This is a genomic window from Salipiger sp. PrR003 (genome assembly GCF_010500785.1).
GTDB classification, from domain to species: domain Bacteria; phylum Pseudomonadota; class Alphaproteobacteria; order Rhodobacterales; family Rhodobacteraceae; genus Salipiger; species Salipiger pacificus_A.
On the sequence record NZ_JAAGOV010000045.1, the window covers coordinates 55,383 to 73,690 of the forward strand.

The following is an 18,308-nucleotide window of genomic DNA, read 5'->3' on the forward strand; positions in this document are numbered from 1 at the left end:
TTGGGAGGAAAGCGCCAGCGCGTCACTCGGCCGCTTCGGCCGGGTCATGGGCGACCAGCGTGCGCCAGTCGACATCCTTGGGATAGACCCCCTCGTGCGAGGCGATGCGCGACTGCAGCGCGAAGCTCGCGGTGCCGATCGCCGGGCCGCCCTCGGCCACCTTCTGCGCGGCGTCGGTCATCAGTCGGCGGAACTCGACGATGGCGAGGTCCGAGGCGCCCAGCACGTCGGTATGGCGCTGCACGCGGCTGCCCATCGACACCCACATGATGATGTCCTCGTTCGGGATGCCCGGAACGCCGGTGAAGTGGCCTTCCTTCATCAGCTCGCGGTCCTGCTTGAAGTCGTTGTCCAGCGTCCGAAGCGTGCGCCACTTCTCATCCAGGTCCTTGCCCGGAACAGCGTGGTTGAAGGCGCGCCATTCCTCGGTCGAGGGCACTTTCGGGCCGCCGAAGGCGAGGAAGTGGAACGCAGTCTCGTCGTCGTTGATCGGCACGATGACGCTGGCGACCTTGTAGGCGTTGTTGGGCGGGATCAGCGAGTAGTATGGCGCCACGAACTCGGTGATGCGCAGGTAATGATGCGTTGCTGCGTTCTTGATCGGCTTGCGGATCGCTGCGTAGTGGAAGCCGTAGCTGGTGGTCTCGGTCTGCATGCGCGGCGATTTGTCGGTCGACGGGCGGTACCACGATTTGTCATCGGCTGCGGCACTTTCCACGCGGGCCGGTTTCATCGTTGATGAATGCAGCGACGAGGAATGCGCGCTGTCGATCTGTCCTTCGTGGATCTGCGCCCAGTTGGCGGGGACACGGATCTTCAGGATGGCGACCGGGGTGTCTTCGGTTGGGGCGAAGGCGGGGGGCTGGAACTCCGGCATGTCGGTCTTGTCGCCGAGCCACGCCCAGACGAAACCGCCCCATTCGCGCACCGGGTAGGAACGGGCCTTGACCTTGTCCATCAGCGGGCTTCCCTCGGGCTCGGACGACATGGCGACGACGTTGCCGTCCACATCCATCTTCCATCCGTGGTACAGGCAGCGCAGGCCGCAATCCTCGTTGCGACCGTAGACCAGCGAGGCTTTGCGGTGCGGGCAGAGCTCGTCGAGCATGCCGAGACGGCCCTTGGTATCACGGAACGCGACGTAGGATTCGCCAAGCACTTCGACGCGCAGCGGCTTGCCGTCGTTCTCCGCCACTTCTTCCATCAGGCAGACCGGCGTCCAGTGCTGACGCATCAGTTTCGCCATCGGCGCGTCACCCGTCACGCGGGTCAGGACTTCGTTCTCTTCGGGGGTCAGCATCTCGTACTCCTCCTGCGGCCCGGGCCCGTGAAGGCCAATCTCGAATGCTTGACAACATATACTTAGCTATCTAAACGAGCAAGGGCAGATACACGTTTTTTGGGAGGGGCGAATGGAGCTCATCAGGATGCGCGTCGGTGCAAGACGCGCGCTGACCCCGCAGATCACCGAATTCACGCTGGTTCCGATGGAAGAGGGCGCGCTGCCCGGATTCACGCCCGGCGCGCATGTCACGGTCGAGACGCCCTCGGGGGCAATGCGGCGCTATTCGCTGGTCAACGACGGCACCGCGCCGGACCATTACAAGATCGCCGTGAAGCGCGAGCCGGCCAGCCGGGGCGGCTCGGCCTCGATGCATGACGAGGCGGTCGAGGGGTTCGAGCTGAACGTCGAGGCGCCGGAAAACGACTTCCCCATGGCCGACGCGCCGCGCTACCTGCTTATCGCGGGCGGCATCGGGGTCACGCCGATCTCGGCCATGGCCGCGCATCTTGAGCGCGAAGGCAAGGATTTCAACATCATCTACCTCAGCCGCAGCGCGGAAGAGGCGGCCTACCTGGAAGACCTGACCACCGCTTACGGCGACCGTGTCCTGGCCCATCACGACGAGGGCGACCCCGAGAAGATCTACGATTTCTGGGACCATTTTGCCGAGCCGCAGAAGCTGAATGTCTATTGCTGCGGGCCAAAGCCCCTGATGGACGAGATCGAGGCGATCTCGGGCCATTGGCCGGAAGGCCGCGTCAACTTCGAGGATTTCAAGCCCGTCGACGTTGTGCGCGCCGATGACGAGGCCTTCGAGGTCGAGCTGAAGAAGACCGGCATCACGCTGACCGTGCCCGCCGACCGTTCGATCCTCGAGGCTATGCGCGATGCCGGGTTCCCGACCGTCAGCTCGTGCGAGAGCGGCACCTGCGGCACCTGCAAGACGCGACTCCTGGAGGGCGAGGCCGATCACCGCGACATGGTGCTGATGGACGAGGAAAAGGCCGACAAGATCATGATCTGCGTCTCGCGCGCCTGTTCGGGCGGGAGGCTGGTCCTTGACCTCTGAGCCCGCGCAAATGCCCGTCAGGCTAGGCGTCGTCGGGCTGGGTCGCGGCTTCATGCTGATGATCCCGACCTTCACCGCCGATCCGCGCGTGAAACTGGTCGCCGCCGCCGCCCCCCGCGCCGAAAGCCGCGCGGCGTTCGAGGCCGAGTTCGGCGGTCGGACCTATGACGACATCGTGCCGCTTTGCGCCGATCCTGAGGTGGAGGCGGTCTATATCGCCACGCCGCACCAGATGCACGCCGACCACGTCTGCACCGCGCTGGCCGCCGGCAAGCATGTGCTGGTCGACAAGCCGATCGCCATCTCGATGGCGGATGCCGACCGCATGGTCGCGGCCGCCGAGGCCTCGAGCAAGCATCTGATCGTAGGCCCCAGCCACAGCTTCGACCCGCCAGTCGAGGCCGCGGCGCGCCTGATCGAGAGCGGTGAGGTGGGATCCCTGCGGATGATCCAGGCGTTCAACTACACCGATTTCCTCTACCGCCCCCGGCGCCCCGAGGAACTGCGCACCGAAGAGGGCGGCGGCATCCTGTTCAGCCAGGCGATCCACCAGATCGACGTGGTGCGCCGGCTGGCCGGTGGCCTTGCCACCCGAGTCACCGCGATGACCGGCGCCTGGGATCCCGCGCGCCCGACGGAAGGCGCGTTCAGCGCGCTCATCGCCTTTGCCAATGGATCCTTCGCCAGCCTGACCTATTCCGGCTACGCGCATTTCGACAGCGACGTCTGGATGGATAATGTGGGCGAGCTGGGCCAGCGCAAGGACCCCGCCGCCTATGGCAAGGCGCGTCGCGCCTTGCAGGGGCTCGACGCCGAGGCCGAAGCCGCGCTCAAGCAGACCCGCACCTACGGCAGCGGGGCCGGGCTTATCGAGGCGGAAAACAACGAGCATTTCGGCCCGGTGATCGCGCTGTGCGACCGCGCCGACCTGCGGCTGACGCCTGCCGGGCTGGATGTCTTCGGCGACATCGAGCGCCGCTTCGTCGAGGTGCCCTTCGGCCCCGCCCCGCGCGGACCTGTCATCGACGCGCTGGTCGGCGCCGTGCGCGAGGATCGCGCGCCCGCCCAGACCGGCGCCTGGGGCCGCGCGAGCCTCGAAATCTGTCACGCGATCCTGGAATCGGCGGCCTCGGGCCAGCCGGTGGATCTGCAGCGCCAATGCGGCATCACGTAAAGGAGGAACACGTGTCCGATCTGAAACTCTCCCTCGCCATGGGGAATTACGACCGCACGCGGGCCATCGTCGACGGCCGGGTCAAGATCGACGGCGTCGATCCCGTGCCGATGCTGCTGTCGCCCGAAGAGATGTTCTTCCGCGCCTTCCGGCACGAGGCCTTCGACATCTCGGAGCTGTCGCTGTCGTCCTATTCGATCTCGGTCGCGCGCGGGAACCCGCATTACGTCGCGATCCCGGTGTTCCTGAGCCGCGCGTTCCGTCATACCTCGGTCTATATCCGCACCGACCGCGGCATCGACCGGCCCGAGGATCTGAAGGGCAAGCGCATCGGCATCGCCGAGTACCAGCTGTCGGCCAACGTCTGGGTGCGCGGCATCCTGGAAGAGCATTTCGGCGTGAAACCCTCGGACGTGACCTGGGTGCGCGGCGGCATGGACACGCCGGGCCGCCCGGAAAAGATCGCGCTGACGCTGCCCGACGACATCACCATCGAGCAGGCGCCCGAGGGTGCCACGCTGAACGGCATGCTGGCGGCGGGCGAGATCGACGGCTTCATCGGCCCGCGCTGGCCGCGCTGCTTTGCCGAGGGCCATCCCCATGTCGGCCGCCTGTTCCGCGACAGCATCGGCGCGGCCGAGGAGTATTTCCGCCAGACCCGCATCTTCCCGGTGATGCACGTTCTGGGCGTGCGCCGGACCTTGGTCGAGGAATACCCCTTTCTGCCCGCAGCGCTGCTCAAGGCGTTCTCGGAGTCGAAGAAGCTGGCCGAAGAGGCCTTGAACGACACCTCGGCCACCAAGGTGACGATGCCCTTCGTCGAGGACACGCTGAACCGTGCCCGCGCGCTGATGGGCCCCGATCCCTGGAGCTATGGCGTCGGCGCCAATGCGCATGTGCTCGACAAATTCCTCGACTACCATTTCGCGCAGGGCCTCTCGCCGCGCCGGGTGCAGGTCGACGAGCTGTTCCACCCCTCGACCCTCGAAGCCTACAGCCTGTGAGCAAGGAGGCCCCATGAGCCGTTACCAACCCGGCGATATCGTCGAGATCCGGCTGGAGCAGGGCCTCGCCTATGCCCAGCTGACCCATGAGCACGAAAGCTACCCGCCCGTCGTGCGCCTGTTCCGGGGGCTGAGCGACAGCCGCCCCTCCGATCTGGAGGCGCATGTCGCGCAGGCTCCGCGCCTGACGGCGATGATCCCGCTGGAACAGGCGCTGGACCGGCTGGGGCTGGCGCATGAAAAGGCGGGCAGCGCCGCGCTGCCCGAGGACGAGCGCAAGTTCCCCACCTTCCGCATGCCGATCCGCGACAAGCAGGGCGAGATTGTCTATTGGTGGTTCTGGGACGGGCAAGGGCTGAGCTATTCGGTCGAGCTGGACGCGATCCAGGACAGCCTGCCGCTGCGCGAGGTGATGTCCTCAGCCAGGTTGCTGCAGGAATTGCAGGCCCCGGCCTGAGCACGAAACACGACAGGTCCCCATGATCCCCTTTATCGGCGAGATCTTCGCCATCCTCGCCGCCTTTTGCTATGCCTTCGGCTCGGTCGCCGCGACCAAGAACGCGCGCGAAAAGGGCGGGCGGGGCAATGCCGTGCTGCTGTCGATCGTGTTGACGGCGCTGTTCTCGGGCGGGTTGTGGCTGATCATGGGGCCGTCGCTGCCGCCGATTGACACAGGCTTCTGGATCGGCGTGGCGATCTTCGTCGTCGCCGGCATGCTGGCCACGGTGCTGGGGCGGATCTTCTTCTTCCGCTCCATCGAGCTGGCCGGCGCCATCGAGACCGGGCTCATCCGCCGGCTGATCCCGGTGTTCGCCGCCGTGCTGGCGATCCTGTTCCTGGGCGAGAGCCTGACCATCGCCAGCGCGCTGGCCTTCGTGCTGGTCTTCGCCGCCGTGGCGCTGGTGGTGTTGTCGAACAGGGGCCAGATCGTCGCCGATGACGAGGACGCCCGGCGAGCGGCCGGCGAGCGCAACACCGGCCGTGTCCTGGCGCTGATGTCGGCGGCGAGCTATGGCGGATCCTACGTGGCGCGCAAGTTCGCCATGCGCTGGCTGCCCGATCCGCTGATCGGCGCCTTCATTGGCGCGGTAGCCGCCTTCGTGTGGTTCGCCGTCGCAGCCCTGTTCAGCGCCGCCTATCGCCGCCACCTGAGCGAACTGTTCCGCCGCCCGACCGGCTGGCAGCTGGTGGCGGCCGCCTTCGTATCGCTGGGCCAGACCGCGCAATTCGTGGCGCTCAGTTTCACCACCGTCACCGCCGTGGCGATCATCGGCACGATCGAGATGTTCCTCGCGGCCTGGCTGGCCGCCTGGGTCCTGCGCACCGAGGATCGCCCCGGCCCGATCTTCGCGCTGGCTTCGCTGATGGCGATGGCAGGCGTGATCGTGCTGGCGCTGGTGCGCACCTGAAATAACACAAGAATTCCGAAACGGGAGAGAGACAGATGACCAGGGAAACCGACCGCCCCACACCCTGCGAGGTGAAGACGCTCTACGGCAGCGACGCCATCGCCGAGATGCTGCGCCGGCTCGACACGCCCTACGTCGCGCTCAACCCCGGCTCGAGCTTCCGGGGCCTTCATGACAGCATGGTCAACTACCTCGGCAACCAGGATCCGCACATGCTGCTGTGCCTGCATGAGGAACACGCGGTTTCCATCGCCCATGGCTGGGCCAAGATCACCGGCAAGCCGATGACCGTGGTGCTGCACGCGAATGTGGGCCTGATGCACGCCGCGATGGCCATCTACAACGCCTGGTGCGACCGCGTGCCGATGCTGATCCTCGGCGCGACCGGCCCGGTCGACGCGGCCAAGCGTCGGCCCTGGATCGACTGGCTGCATACCTCGCGCGATCAGGCGGCGGTGGTGCGGCCCTATGTGAAATGGGATGATCAACCGGCGTCGCTGGCCGCCTCGCTGTCGTCGCTGATGCGGGCGATGCAGATTACCACCTCGGCCCCGATGGCGCCCACCTATGTCTGCTTCGACGTGACGGTGCAGGAAACCGCCATCGAAGCCATGCCCGCGCTGCCCGATCCCGCGCGTTTCGCAGCCCCTCAGGCCCCGGGTGCGAGTGCCGCGCAGGTCTCGGCCCTGGCCGACATGCTGGCCGAGGCGCAATCGCCGGTGATCCTGATGGGCCGCGTCTCGCGCGATGAAGGGGACTGGGCGCGGCGCGTGGCGCTGGCCGAGTATTTCGGCGCCCGCGTCATCACCGACATCAAGACCGGCGCCGCCTTCCCGACGCGCCACAAACTGCACGCGGGCGCGCCCGGGTTCTTCCTGTCGGCTGAATCGGTCGAGGCGCTGTCGGGCGCGGATCTGGTGCTGTGCCTCGATTGGGTGGACCCGGCCGGCACGCTGGCGCAGGGCAAGCTGGGCGCCGGGGCCAAGGTGGTCAACGCCACGCTCGAGCCGATGCTGACGAACGGCTGGTCGATGGATCATCAGGACGTGGTGGCGAGCGATCTCACCATCCTGACCGAGGCCGATGCGCTGGTCGCGGCGCTGTGCGAACGGCTGGGGCTGGAACCCGCCGCACCCGCGCCCCGCACGGCACCCGCGCCGCACGGGCAGGAGCCCGATGCCGTGCTGTCGCTCGACGCGCTCTCGCATGTGCTGCGCGCGGGGCTGGCCGAGGATCCGCACACGCTGGTGCGTCTGCCCCTGGGTTGGGACGGTCGCCATTGCGATTTCACCGGGCCGCTCGATTATCTGGGCTATGACGGCGGCGCAGGCATCAGCTCGGGCCCCGGCATGGTCGTGGGCGCGGCGCTGGCACTGAAGGACACGGGCCGCATGCCGGTCGCGGTTTTGGGCGACGGCGATTTCATCATGGGCGCGACCGCGCTGTGGACCGGGACGCATCAGAGCGTGCCGATGCTGATCGTGGTGGCCAACAACCGCTCGTTCTTCAACGACGAGATCCACCAGGAACGCGTCGCCCGCGACCGCGACCGCCCGGTCGAGAACAAGCATATCGGCCAGGCGATCGACGAGCCGGATATCGACATCGCCGGCCTCGCGCGGGCGCAGGGCGCGGTGGGCATCGGCCCGGTCGCGACGGTGGCCGCCTTCGAGGCCGCGCTGGCCGATGCCGTGGCGCAGGTGCGCGCGGGCAAGTCGGTGGTGATCGACGCCCGCATCCTGCGCGGCTACGTCAAGGAGATGGCCGAAGGCATGACCGCGGAACAGGACGGCTGAACAGAATGGCTATGCGGGGCGTCGTGGATGGGCAACGGGTGACACGAAACGGTTGAAAAGACATCTAACCCTTGTGTCCTGCACGGGAAATCAGCACAAATGGAAGCGACCCGTCGCCGGCATCGCGCTGGCGACGGGGCTTTCGTTTCTGGCCGATTGAGACCGTTCCACATGGATGAAACCGCGCCCTCGGGGCATGAAGACTTCGATCCCAAGCTGACCGAAGAACGCCTCGCGCGTCTCGTTCGTCTCGCCGCCAGGGCTTTCAACCGCTCGCTGCAGATGCGCCTTCAGGACGAGGGGATCACCTTCGGCCAATGGATCTTCCTGCGCATCCTTTGGTACAATGACGGGTTGTCGCAGCGCGAGCTGAGCCAGCGCGCGCATCTGACCGAACCCACCGCGCACGCCGCGCTGACCAAGCTGGAGAAGCAGGGCGTGATCACGCGGCAGAAGATGGACGGCAACAAGCGGACTTTGCAGATCTTCCTGACGCCCAAGGGCTGGGAATTGCGCGACCGGCTGGAGCCGATGGCGCATGACGTCAACCTGATTTCGCTGAAGGGGCTGGAGGAGGACGAGGTGCGCGTGCTGCGCAAGGGTCTCCTGGCGATCATCACCAATCTCGAGGCGGATGAGAACGCCGCCGCCGAGCAGGGGATCAAGGTGCCCGCGACCCGGTCGAGCTTCTGACCGGGGCGCAGGCGGGTTGGTGGGGCAGGGCGCCGTTCAGGCGCCCGCCATCTCGCGCATCAGCGCCGCGTCGAGCGAGACCACGTCGGCATATTTTGCCTGCAGGTCCAGCAGGCTCTGCTCATGTGCGGGCTGGCTGCGGTCGCCCACCGCCTCGCGCACCACGATCGGACGGAAGCCGTTCTGCAGCGAGTCCACCGCCGTCGCGCGCACGCAGCCCGAGGTCGTGCAGCCGGTGATCACCAGCGTGTCGACACCCTCGGCTACCAGGCGGCTCGACAGATCGGTGCCGAAGAAGGACGAGGCGTATTTCTTCACCAGCGTGCGTTCTCCGGCCGCGAGGCTCAGCCTCGGGTCCAGCTCGGCCCCGTCGCCGCTGGCGGCCAGCGTCTTCAATCCGCCCTGTTTCAGCGGCCAGATCCCGGCGTCCGACAGATCCGGCTCGTCGTAGCGCACGGTGGTAAAGAACACCGGCTCGCGGCGGGCCGCGAAATCGGCGATCAGTGCGTTGATCGCCACGATCTGCGACGACAGGTCCGCGCCCAGCGGCAGGTCGGGATTGGTGAAACCCTTGATGACATCGATCACCACCAGCGCCGAGCGGCGGCCGAAACCGATGGTCTGCCCGAAGCCACGGGCCTTGAAGGCTTGTTCGTCCATGAAGTTTCTCTCAGTTTGGATCCCGGAAGCCCAGGGATCGGGATATGGAATGGGCATAGAGGCGGTTGAGCCGCCCGGTATCCTCGCGCCGGCCGTCGCGGCTGCCGTCGCGGTCGTAGATCGTGCTGAGCACGCCCACCGGCGCGCCGGTCTCGTCGCGGAAGGCGCAGGCAGTGCCCTCGATGTTCTCCAGCCCGCTGCCGAGGTTCTCGGCGTAACCCAGGTCGCGGGCGGCGGTGACGCGCTCGGCCAGACCCTCGTAGGTCAGGCCGCTGTCTTCCAGGTGGCGGCTGATCTCATCGCGGCGCGAGGTCAGCTCGACCTCGGGCTTGGCGGCGATATAGGCGATCTGGAAGGCCACGAAATCGGACCAGCCGTAGATGATTCGCCAGATCGGCACGCGGGTGCCCGTGGGCCAAAGCCTGCGCATGGGATGGGCGATCGGCGTACCGATCCGATCATAGAGGGTCAGTTCCTGGCGTTCCTCGGCTGCCAAAGTGATGTGCACGAGGCAGTTCGCCTTGAGCGCGAGCCCGTCCGCGTCATTCAGCGCAAGTTGTCCTGCGCGCGAGTGCAGCCATACCTCGTAGCCCATCTCCCAGTAGCGCAGCGAAGGGCTGTAGCGGGACTTGGTGTTCTTGTGGACGAATCCATACGCCGCAAGGGTTTGCAACAGGCGGTGCACGTTGCTCTTGGTCATGCCGAGAGCCGCCGACAGGTCGCTGATGCCCGCCGGCGCCTCGCAGGTTGCTAGGTGCCGCAACAGGATCAGCCCCTTCGAGAAGGACTTGTCGAGACCTGCCTTATTGTTGGGCAGATCGGGGCTTTCGTCGGTCATGCCGCACGCCTTACTTGACGGAAAGAAATGTGAAAAATTAGTCGCAAATTACGGTACAAGCTTTCTACAATATAGAACAAGGGAGGTCAATATGATCCGCCATACCGGAAAGCCCCTTATCACCACCGCGCTTTCGTCCGTGCTGTTCGCAGGTGCCTTCACCGGCCCCGCGCTGGCGCAGGAGCTGATCGAAGGGCATCTCAACATCATCGGCTCGGCCAGCTTCATGCCCCTCTATGCCGAGCGGGAGATGCCGTTCTGGACCCAGACCCTGGCCGAGGAATCCGACGGGCTCATCACCGCCGACGTGCGCCCGTTCAACGCGTTCAACGAGGCCGGCCTCAACGGCACCGAGCTGTTGCGCCTGCTGCAGCAAGGCGTGGCTGATGCAGCGACGCCGATCCTGAGCTACCTGGCTGCCGACGACCCGATGAGCGAAGCCATCGACCTGGCCGGCATCGCCCCCGACTTGGCCAGCGCCCGCGCCGTGTCCGAAGCCTGGGCGCCGGTTCTCGACGCGCATTTCGCCGAGCGCAACGACGCGCGCGTGCTGGGCGTTCTGGCCTATCCGTCGGGCGCTGTTGGATAAATCAGCTGGCGAGCGCAATCCCCCTTTCCCCGGGCACACTTACCCTGCGGCCACGGTCATCGGGATGCCGAGTGCCGTGAAGCGGTTGAGGACCGCCACCCGGATCTGGACCTCCGCCACCTGGCGGTCGAATTCCCGGGACATCAGCCGCTGGCCGAGCAGCTTCACGCAGTTCATTCTCGTCTCGACCCTGCTGCGCCGGCGGTACCCGCTCCAGTTCCGCCAGAGTGCCCGGCCCAGGTGCTTCGATGCTCGCAGGATCTCGTTGCGTGCGCGAGCTCCTGCCGTGTCCGGCTTCCAAGGCCGGGCGTTTCGACGGGGTGGAATGATCGCTGTTGCTCCACGGGCCGCAATGGCATCGTGGCAGGCGCGTGTGGCGCAGGCACCGTCAGCCGAGACAGTGGCGATGTCCTCGTTCGCCGAGATCTGGGCGAGAAGGTTCGGCAGCATCGGGGCGTCGCCGACATTGCTTGAGATGACCTCGACCGCCCGGATCGCTCTGGACGCTCATTCGGTAGAAGCGCCGCATGTTGACGGCCGGGTCGATCCGCTTGAGACCGATCACGGTCGGGAACACCTCGAGCTCGTGCAGTAGGTCGAGCATTGAGCAGCCACCTCTTCAGCGGCCAGTTTTTCAGCCGGCGCTCGGCGTCTCCACTCAATTGGAACCAAGGGCCGGGATTGGGGGCTCGCGCCCCCACCTCGAACTTCATGACCGGGATCGGACGCCTCGATGTGTTGAACTTGGATCTGGCGCCCATGCCAAGCGTGATCCACGCCGTACATCTGGGGCGGCATGGCATGCGCCCGGCAGTGGCGCAATTGCTGGATTGGCTGAAAGTCTCTGCGAAACGCCTTGTATGACGGACCCGTGCGGCACGAGGCGAACAGATATCTTCCGCAAACAAAGGAAACCGATCAGGCTGATCTATGTGGGCGTCGCCGACGCAGATACCTGCGCGTTCAGCCGTGAAAATCTTCCTTGAATCTGTCGATCTGATGCATGCGCTCATGCAGGATCGCGACGATACCGATATCGCCGTCGGACAGTCGGCGCCAATAGACGATGTGGTGTTCGTACCGAAAGAAGAACCCTTCGACGCCGAACTCTGCCGGGATCAGCTTTGAGGCGACGCCATGGGCCTCGATCCGTTCGAACGCTTCGAACATGCCGGTGATGTAGCGGTCCGCCTGGACCTCGCCCCATCGGTCGCGCGTATAGCGGTAGATGTCATCGAGGCGGAGTGATGCCGCCTCCTGAACCCGGATCGCCATCTGGTCAGGCCCGGTTGCGAGCGATGACTTCGGCGGCCGTCAGCGGCCTGTAGCTGGTCTCGGGCGCTGCGAAGGCGCGGGTCAGCTCGGCCTTCAGCCGGTCGAAAGCCTCCTGCTCGGCCCGCTCCTTGTCTCGCCGGATCAGGTCGCGCACGTATTCGCTGATGTTCTCGTAGGAGCCGTTCTCGCCGACATTGGCCGCGACGAAATCGCTGAGCGCACCGCTCAGACGGACGGTCATGGTCGTGGTGCGGGACATGGAAGGCTCCTCATGCTTGGCGCGTATTCAATATAACCAAAAAACACTACACATCAAGTCTGGCGGCGGTGGAGCAATTTGGCCTCCCCGCCGCCTCAGTGGCGGCTTGACCTTATTCGGCATCCGCGCCGTCGTGCCGATCGGCCAGCAGCAAGACCATGTGGAACACGATATCCGAGTGCCTGGCCAGTGCGATCAGATGCTCGCCGCTGGGTCCACGCTCGCCCGCAATCCAGTATTTCACGGTTCGCTCGCTGGCGCCCGTCCACCGCATCGCCGTCTTGACTGCTCGATGCGTCAAGCCGAGTTCGTCCCGAAGCGCCGCGGCAATGGCGGTCCGGTAGTCGGCGGCATCGGCTTCAAGGTGCACATTTGTGCCCGTTTTCGGCACAAATGTGCCCGTCTTGGTCCGCATCTCTGCGTCCTCCTTCGATAATACTCTGGGAAGGACATGAAAAGCGGCAGTTCGTATTTGCGCCCAATCTGCGGTAGAGGGCCATCAGCTCGAAGCAGCCCACATGATTTCTTGGGAGGCGGGCGTGGCTCGGGGAAAAGCACCATTATCCGAAGGAGAAACCGAGCCGTCCGCGCAGCTGCTGGCTGCGGAGTACGTCCGGATGTCGACCGAGCATCAACAGTATTCAACCCAGAACCAGGCGCAGACGATCCGCGAATACGCCGAACGCCGCGGCATCAGGATTGTCAAAACCTATTCGGATGATGCGAAAAGCGGCCTGATCATCGGCGGCAGGATGGCATTGCAGCAGATGATCGCCGATGTCGAATCCGGCGTGGCCGACTTCAGCGTGATTCTGGTCTATGACGTCACCCGCTGGGGACGTTTTCAGGACACCGACGAATCTGCCTATTACGAATATCGCTGCCGAAAGGCGGGAATGCAGGTCGCCTATTGCGCCGAGCAATTCGAGAACGATGGTTCTCCGACCTCTACCATCGTCAAAAGCGTCAAGCGGGCAATGGCGGGCGAATACAGCCGTGAGCTTTCAGTGAAGGTCTTCGCGGGCCAATGCCGTCTGATTGAGCTCGGCTATCGTCAGGGCGGCCCGGCGGGCTTCGGGTTGCGTCGCGCCCTGCTCAATGAGCGGGGCGAAGTAAAAACCGAACTGAAGCGCGGTGAGCACAAGAGCCTTCAGACGGATCGCGTCGTCCTGGTTCCCGGACCAGACGATGAGGTCCGGACGGTGCGCTGGATCTACAGCCAGTTTCTGAAGAAGGGCCTGTCGGAAACCGAAATTGCGACAGAACTGAACGCGCGCGGCATCCTCACCGATCTCGGGCGGGCCTGGACCCGCGCGACCGTCCATCAGATCCTGACCAATGAGAAATACATCGGCAACAACGTCTACAACCGGCGCTCGTTCAAGCTGAAGCGAAAGCGGGTCGCAAACGGCCCGGAGATGTGGATCCGCTCGGACGGCGCCTTCGATGCCATCGTCGAGCCGAAACAGTTTCAGAAGGCCCAGGCCATCATCGCGGCACGCAACCGTCGCTTCTCGGATGAGGTGATGCTGGAGCGCCTTGCCCGGCTCTTCCAGCGTCATGGTTACATTTCCGGGCTGGTGATCGACGAAGCAGATGGCATGCCGTCCAGCGGCGCCTATGCCCATCGCTTCGGCAGCCTGCTCAGGGCCTATTCCCTTGTCGGGTTCACCCCGGATCGCGACTATCGCTACATCGAAGCCAACCGCCTGTTGCGGCAATTTCACGGCGACGAGATTGAGCGCGTGATCCACGAAATCACCCTGCTTGGCGGTGCTGTGATCAGGAACCCTGCGACGGACCTGCTGACCATCAACGGCGAATTCACGGCATCCGTCGTCGTCGCCCGCTGCCGCGAAACCTCCTCAGGCGGCCTGCGCTGGAAGATCCGCTTCGACACCGGACTCGCGCCCGACATCACCATCGCCATCAGGATGAACCGCACGAACACTGACGCGCTCGATTACTACCTGCTGCCCCAATTCGAGATGCGGAGCAAACCTCTGGGGCTTGCAGAGGAGAATGGCCTGATGCTGGACGCCTTCCGCTTTGAAACGTTGAACTTTTTCTTCGACATGGCCCGGCGCGTTTCCGTTTCCGAGGTGACACCATGGTGAGCGATATCGAAACCCACGCCGAGGTTCAGATTATCCCCATTGCGGCCATCACCGTGGAAAATCCGCGAGAACGATCTGAAAAGACCTTTCGTGCGCTGGTGGACAGTATCGGCAAGGTCGGGCTGAAGAAGCCGATCACCGTCGCGCAGGATGACACGGCGTCAGGGGATGCCTATCGGCTGGTCTGCGGTCAGGGGCGGATGGAGGCCTATGTTGCACTGGGCGAAACCCACATCCCGGCCATCGTCGTGGACGCGAACGAGGTCGAACGACTTCTGCGTAGCGTGATCGAGAATATCGCCCGCCGTCAGCAGCGACCGCTCGAGCTGCTGCAGGACATCGCCATCCTGCGCGACCGAGGATACTCGGACCACGACATCACCGAGAAAACCGGATTGTCATGGTCGTACGTTCACGAAATCGGCGAGTTGATCGCCAACGGCGAGGAACGACTGCTGATCGCGGTCGAGACCGGTCAGATGCCCCTCAGCGTCGCACTGTATATCACGAGGGCGGAAGAGAAGGATGTGCAGAAGGCGCTGGAAGCGGCCTATGCCTCGGGTGAATTGCGCGGCAAGAAGCTGCTTGAAGCACGGCGGCTGGTGGAACTGCGCCACCGGCACGGCAAGAAAAAGGGTGCCACACGCACAAAACGATCTGGGGTGCGGATGACATCGGCGGCGCTGGTCCGGGCCTATCGTATCGAGGCAGAACGCCAGCAGGACATGATCCGCAGGGCCCAGTCGACGCGCGGCAACCTGCTGTTCCTCGACGCAGCGTTCCAGTCCCTGCTCAAGGATGAGAATTTCCTCACTTTGCTCCGTGCCGAGGGGTTGGATTCCCTGCCGAGCATGGTGGTCGACGGTCTCAAGGAACCTCGGGCATGACACATATGGGCAAAACGCCCCCGCCCAAGGGGCCAGGATTTGAGCCGACCCTGCGTCAGATCCCGATCGCCACCATCCTGCCGGTGAAGCAACTGCCGATCACGGTTCCCAAGGGCCAGAAGTATGCACAGATCGCCGCATCGATCCGCGAGGCCGGCTTGATCGAACCGCTCGTGGTTGCGCGCGCTCCTGGTCAGGACGGCACGTTCATCCTGCTCGATGGTCATGTCCGTCTGCATGTCTTGAAGGAAATGGGCGAGGAAACCGTCACCTCCCTGGTCGCCACAGACGACGAGTCTTTCACCTACAACAAGCGCATCAGCCGTCTCGCGACAATTCAGGAACACAAGATGATCTTGCGGGCCATTGAGCGTGGCGTGCCAGAGGCCCGTATTGCTGCTGCACTGAATGTGGATGTGGCGTTGATCCGGCGAAAGCGGACATTGCTGAACGGCATCTGCCCCGAGGCTGCTGAACTCCTGAAGGACAAGCATTGCCCGGTCAACAGTTTCAGGTCCCTGCGCAAGATGAAGCCCTTGCGGCAGATTCAAGCGGCGGAACTTATGATCGCCGCGAACAACTACACGGTGGCCTATACCGAGGCCATCCTTACCGCGACCGATGCCGAAGACCTTGTCGATCCGGAAATGAAAAAAGAAACCTCTGGCATTACGCGCGAACAGGCGGAGCGGATGAAGGCCGAAATGGCCAGCCTGCAGAAGAACATCAAGTTGATCGAGGGGACGCTTGGCCCCGATCATTTACGCCTTGTGGTAGCGGGTCGCTACGTCGAACGGCTGCTCACGAATGAACGGATCAATCGCTATCTCGAAAAGAACCATGGAGAGATCCTCGGCGAGTTAGGTCGAATCGTGGCGGGCCTGTCTCGACCGGAACCGTCTTCGGAAGGGCCCGACGAGGCGGACGATTAAGGGATTCTGGAACAATCTGACGATGGGGACCCGGACCCAGTTCAAGCGCGGGGACCGCGGGAGACGCCGGACTGTGGGCCGGATCAAGCGCGGAGGTGGGGATGGCGGCGAACCCGTTCGGAGCCCACCAAGGTCGGCGGACATATCGCCGACCACGCAGGTATTCTTTTGCGATGACTATCTGCGATGTTTGACGGGCGCGCTGCATTCGACCGGATATTGGGTGCCAGTTGGGTTGGCGGCGCGCCCGCGAGTGACCACGTTTTGGTTGGCCAACACTTCGGTACTCAATGCCTGTCTGCCGCGATGCAGGGCAGGCCAGAATGGATTGGGCCCGCAAGTCATCTCGATATCTCGCCGGCCAGCACCGCGAGTCCGTGCACCGCCAAGGTCGCTGAAAACCTCTGGCACTCAAACTTGCGGATCACATCGAGGACCCGCGCTTCGTAGGCAGCGTGTCCAATCAAGCGACACAAGTCGGACGCGTGGAACTGGCGGTTCGCCGTTGGTGCGGCTTGCATCTGTCTCAGCAATTCGCGCTCTTTGGGGTCCGTTGTTGGTCTCGCGGGCGGCTTGACCGCGGGACGAGTTGGAGTTCCCGACGAATTTCGCCACCGGCGCATGAAGCCAAGCAGGAAGCCGGCCGGCACCCTGCCGTTGCCTCGCGACCGGTTGAAGGCGAGGAAGCGATCCCAGATGACCTGGGTGTCGATGTTCCAGCAGGGCAACGTGGCCTTCACTGCTTTGATGAGCTCTGCCCAACTGGTCTGAAAAACGTTCGAACTCGCGGTGATATCGATCAGCCCTGAGAAGATAGTTTTGTTATTATTATCTCTAGATAGTGATGTGTCGCCTTCACCTGACACGAGATCATGGGTTTCACGCTCCTCGTCGAAGGCGGAAAACCGAAAGATCCAGGGCGCGAACTTGCCATTCGGCTTCGCCCGCTCGAGCTGCAACTGCGAAGCCTCAAGTTCGTTCAGAAGAACCGTAAGATACTGCCGTGAGACACCCATCTTCTCCGCCAGGGCCGAGAGGGTGAAGGCTGCCGTTCCGCGCGACAAACCGTTGTAGCCATCCTTCCAGGCGATGGCGTCGAGGATGAGGGTGGCAAGCTTGTGCGCTGCGACAGAGAGATTTGTCTGTGTAATCCGTCGCAGGATCAGGCCGGTCGTAGGTTCCATAGTCGAGGTCTCCTTGGAGATCCGACGCCATGTCGTGAGACAACAACATTCTTGCCAGCAAAACAACTTTGCTGGTTGCAGGTGTTTTAGCGGTGCGCTAGGAAACTCTTGTTCACGGAGTTTTCTAGCGCGGCGTCAGGCTTCACGGTCTGGCGTCGTATCCTTTTCTTGGGGGTTAAGGGGTGCCACGCTTGGTCGTCAGGGCAAGAACGACGAAGCGCGGGCCGGTTTGTCAGTAGTGAACTTCTTCGAATCCGTAGCTGCCTGCGTTATCTCGCCAGTCGACGAAGACGGATCGGTATAAATAGCTGCCACACCGATCAGGGATGCTCAGGCCAGCTGCGGCCGGCACTTGGCCAACGTTGGATCTTGTCCATCGGTAATCGCCCTGCACGCCGTAGGACCCCAATCGCGTGAGATCGCTATGATGACATGTGCCATCTCGGTTCTCGTACTGGCTATACTCGATGTGATAGACGCGAATGCTGCGCACGAAATCAAAGGCGTCGCCCGAAATGTCGATGTCGGCTTGCTCATCCGCTTGGACGCGGACTAGGGGAATTGGATTCGAGGCCTGCGGTTCGGGCGGATTGCGGAACGTGATGTCATAAAGGCGTTCCATAGGCGACATTGGACTGGGGTCTTTGAACGACACACCCATTGGGCACCGCCAGATTTGTAAGGGCGGCTCGATCGGCCATGGCGTGATCCGCCGAATGAAGACCGCTCTGGCATGCGCGCAGGGCGCAGAGGCAGGCCAACCGCCCGCAAGGCAGAGGAGGATCGCACAATCCACCTGATAGGCCTGAGCCGGAGCTGACGAGGCCATTAGTCCGGATATGCTTATTGCCGTGGCTGTTGCCACGCCGTGGATCACGTGCTTCATGATGCCGACTCCATCTATAATGGTGCAGCGATACGAAACAACATTAATGATAGCAAGGAGATTTGATTGATGGTTGCGTGCGATTGTTCGCTTGTCTAGCTTGATGGCTTCCAAGAACTGACGTCGGTTCTGGCTGCTTCGGCGTCTTGAAAGTGGCCAAAATTGCGGACCTCTTTCATGTTAACTTTCACTCAAATATCTGTAAAAAAATACAAATATAGCATTTCAATGCGGCCACGAAAGCGGTCATG

20 protein-coding genes and 1 pseudogene are annotated in these 18,308 nt (G+C 63.6%); 11 read left to right on the forward strand and 10 right to left on the reverse strand.

Annotated features, from left to right (window positions below):
- Window positions 1–22 precede the first annotated feature (22 nt).
- Window positions 23–1,300, reverse strand: a complete 1,278-nt coding sequence (locus G0D83_RS16705; protein WP_018065875.1) for a Rieske 2Fe-2S domain-containing protein — start codon at window positions 1,298–1,300, stop codon at window positions 23–25.
- 112 nt (window positions 1,301–1,412) lie between these two features.
- On the opposite strand from G0D83_RS16705, the gene G0D83_RS16710 reads away from it, so the two are divergent.
- The 7 genes from G0D83_RS16710 to G0D83_RS16740 all read left to right on the forward strand — a co-directional run bounded on the left by G0D83_RS16710 (window position 1,413) and on the right by G0D83_RS16740 (window position 8,430).
- Window positions 1,413–2,354 carry a PDR/VanB family oxidoreductase gene (locus G0D83_RS16710; protein WP_018065874.1) on the forward strand — a complete coding sequence of 314 codons (942 nt, stop codon included), beginning with the start codon at window positions 1,413–1,415 and terminating at the stop codon, window positions 2,352–2,354.
- On the forward strand, window positions 2,344–3,528 hold the full coding sequence (locus tag G0D83_RS16715) for a Gfo/Idh/MocA family protein (protein WP_210162262.1): 1,185 nt from the start codon (window positions 2,344–2,346) through the stop codon (window positions 3,526–3,528). Before G0D83_RS16710 ends, G0D83_RS16715 begins: the two co-directional genes overlap by 11 nt.
- An 11-nt stretch (window positions 3,529–3,539) precedes the next feature.
- On the forward strand, window positions 3,540–4,532 hold the full coding sequence (locus G0D83_RS16720; protein WP_018065872.1) for an ABC transporter substrate-binding protein: 993 nt from the start codon (window positions 3,540–3,542) through the stop codon (window positions 4,530–4,532).
- 13 nt (window positions 4,533–4,545) lie between these two features.
- Window positions 4,546–4,989: a hypothetical protein gene (locus tag G0D83_RS16725; RefSeq protein ID WP_018065871.1), complete on the forward strand. Its 444-nt coding sequence runs from the start codon at window positions 4,546–4,548 to the stop codon at window positions 4,987–4,989.
- 22 nt (window positions 4,990–5,011) lie between these two features.
- Window positions 5,012–5,941, forward strand: a complete 930-nt coding sequence (locus tag G0D83_RS16730) for a DMT family transporter (RefSeq protein WP_018065870.1) — start codon at window positions 5,012–5,014, stop codon at window positions 5,939–5,941.
- 35 nt (window positions 5,942–5,976) lie between these two features.
- Window positions 5,977–7,737: a thiamine pyrophosphate-binding protein gene (locus tag G0D83_RS16735; RefSeq protein ID WP_018065869.1), complete on the forward strand. Its 1,761-nt coding sequence runs from the start codon at window positions 5,977–5,979 to the stop codon at window positions 7,735–7,737.
- A 171-nt stretch (window positions 7,738–7,908) separates the two neighbouring features.
- Window positions 7,909–8,430: a MarR family winged helix-turn-helix transcriptional regulator gene (locus G0D83_RS16740; protein ID WP_089849685.1), complete on the forward strand. Its 522-nt coding sequence runs from the start codon at window positions 7,909–7,911 to the stop codon at window positions 8,428–8,430.
- A gap of 36 nt (window positions 8,431–8,466) precedes the next feature.
- Here the strand turns inward: G0D83_RS16740 and G0D83_RS16745 are convergent, their stop codons facing one another.
- Both G0D83_RS16745 and G0D83_RS16750 read right to left on the reverse strand, forming a co-directional pair.
- Window positions 8,467–9,090, reverse strand: coding sequence for an isochorismatase family protein (locus G0D83_RS16745; protein ID WP_018065867.1), 624 nt, complete (start codon window positions 9,088–9,090; stop codon window positions 8,467–8,469).
- A 10-nt stretch (window positions 9,091–9,100) separates the two neighbouring features.
- On the reverse strand, window positions 9,101–9,928 hold the full coding sequence (locus G0D83_RS16750; RefSeq protein ID WP_089849687.1) for an IclR family transcriptional regulator: 828 nt from the start codon (window positions 9,926–9,928) through the stop codon (window positions 9,101–9,103).
- 91 nt (window positions 9,929–10,019) lie between these two features.
- Here G0D83_RS16750 and G0D83_RS16755 point away from each other — a divergent pair, with 91 nt between their 5' ends.
- Complete coding sequence (locus tag G0D83_RS16755) at window positions 10,020–10,517, forward strand: hypothetical protein (RefSeq protein ID WP_089849690.1); 498 nt, start codon at window positions 10,020–10,022, stop codon at window positions 10,515–10,517.
- A gap of 39 nt (window positions 10,518–10,556) precedes the next feature.
- On the opposite strand, the pseudogene G0D83_RS16760 reads toward G0D83_RS16755, so the two are convergent.
- The 5 genes and pseudogenes from G0D83_RS16760 to G0D83_RS16780 form a co-directional block, all read right to left on the reverse strand.
- Window positions 10,557–11,012, reverse strand: a pseudogene (locus tag G0D83_RS16760) (IS5 family transposase); the annotation flags it as partial.
- On the reverse strand, window positions 10,906–11,121 hold the full coding sequence (locus G0D83_RS32785) for a hypothetical protein (protein WP_199672162.1): 216 nt from the start codon (window positions 11,119–11,121) through the stop codon (window positions 10,906–10,908). The pseudogene G0D83_RS16760 and the gene G0D83_RS32785, both read right to left, overlap by 107 nt.
- Window positions 11,122–11,480: 359 nt before the next feature.
- Window positions 11,481–11,792 carry a type II toxin-antitoxin system RelE/ParE family toxin gene (locus G0D83_RS16770; RefSeq protein ID WP_089849693.1) on the reverse strand — a complete coding sequence of 104 codons (312 nt, stop codon included), beginning with the start codon at window positions 11,790–11,792 and terminating at the stop codon, window positions 11,481–11,483.
- A gap of 4 nt (window positions 11,793–11,796) precedes the next feature.
- Window positions 11,797–12,051, reverse strand: coding sequence for an addiction module antitoxin (locus tag G0D83_RS16775; protein WP_089849696.1), 255 nt, complete (start codon window positions 12,049–12,051; stop codon window positions 11,797–11,799).
- A gap of 112 nt (window positions 12,052–12,163) precedes the next feature.
- On the reverse strand, window positions 12,164–12,466 hold the full coding sequence (locus G0D83_RS16780) for a helix-turn-helix transcriptional regulator (RefSeq protein ID WP_089849698.1): 303 nt from the start codon (window positions 12,464–12,466) through the stop codon (window positions 12,164–12,166).
- Window positions 12,467–12,569: 103 nt separating this feature from the next.
- Between G0D83_RS16780 and G0D83_RS16785 the strand changes: the two genes are divergently transcribed.
- The 3 genes from G0D83_RS16785 to G0D83_RS16795 are packed head-to-tail and all read left to right on the forward strand — an operon-like array spanning window position 12,570 to window position 15,987.
- A complete protein-coding gene (locus tag G0D83_RS16785) occupies window positions 12,570–14,168 on the forward strand; it encodes a recombinase family protein (RefSeq protein WP_226562356.1) in 1,599 nt (532 codons plus the stop codon).
- Window positions 14,162–15,055 (forward strand): ParB/RepB/Spo0J family partition protein, encoded by an 894-nt coding sequence (locus G0D83_RS16790; protein WP_089849702.1) that lies wholly within the window; start codon window positions 14,162–14,164, stop codon window positions 15,053–15,055. The genes G0D83_RS16785 and G0D83_RS16790 overlap by 7 nt, the downstream gene beginning before the upstream one ends.
- Window positions 15,052–15,987 (forward strand): plasmid partitioning protein RepB C-terminal domain-containing protein, encoded by a 936-nt coding sequence (locus G0D83_RS16795; protein WP_089849704.1) that lies wholly within the window; start codon window positions 15,052–15,054, stop codon window positions 15,985–15,987. The genes G0D83_RS16790 and G0D83_RS16795 overlap by 4 nt, the downstream gene beginning before the upstream one ends.
- A 341-nt stretch (window positions 15,988–16,328) precedes the next feature.
- On the opposite strand, the gene G0D83_RS16800 is transcribed toward G0D83_RS16795, so the two are convergent.
- Complete coding sequence (locus tag G0D83_RS16800; protein ID WP_089849706.1) at window positions 16,329–17,171, reverse strand: hypothetical protein; 843 nt, start codon at window positions 17,169–17,171, stop codon at window positions 16,329–16,331.
- A gap of 232 nt (window positions 17,172–17,403) precedes the next feature.
- Window positions 17,404–18,057 carry a hypothetical protein gene (locus G0D83_RS16805; RefSeq protein WP_226562355.1) on the reverse strand — a complete coding sequence of 218 codons (654 nt, stop codon included), beginning with the start codon at window positions 18,055–18,057 and terminating at the stop codon, window positions 17,404–17,406.
- Window positions 18,058–18,308: the final 251 nt, after the last annotated feature.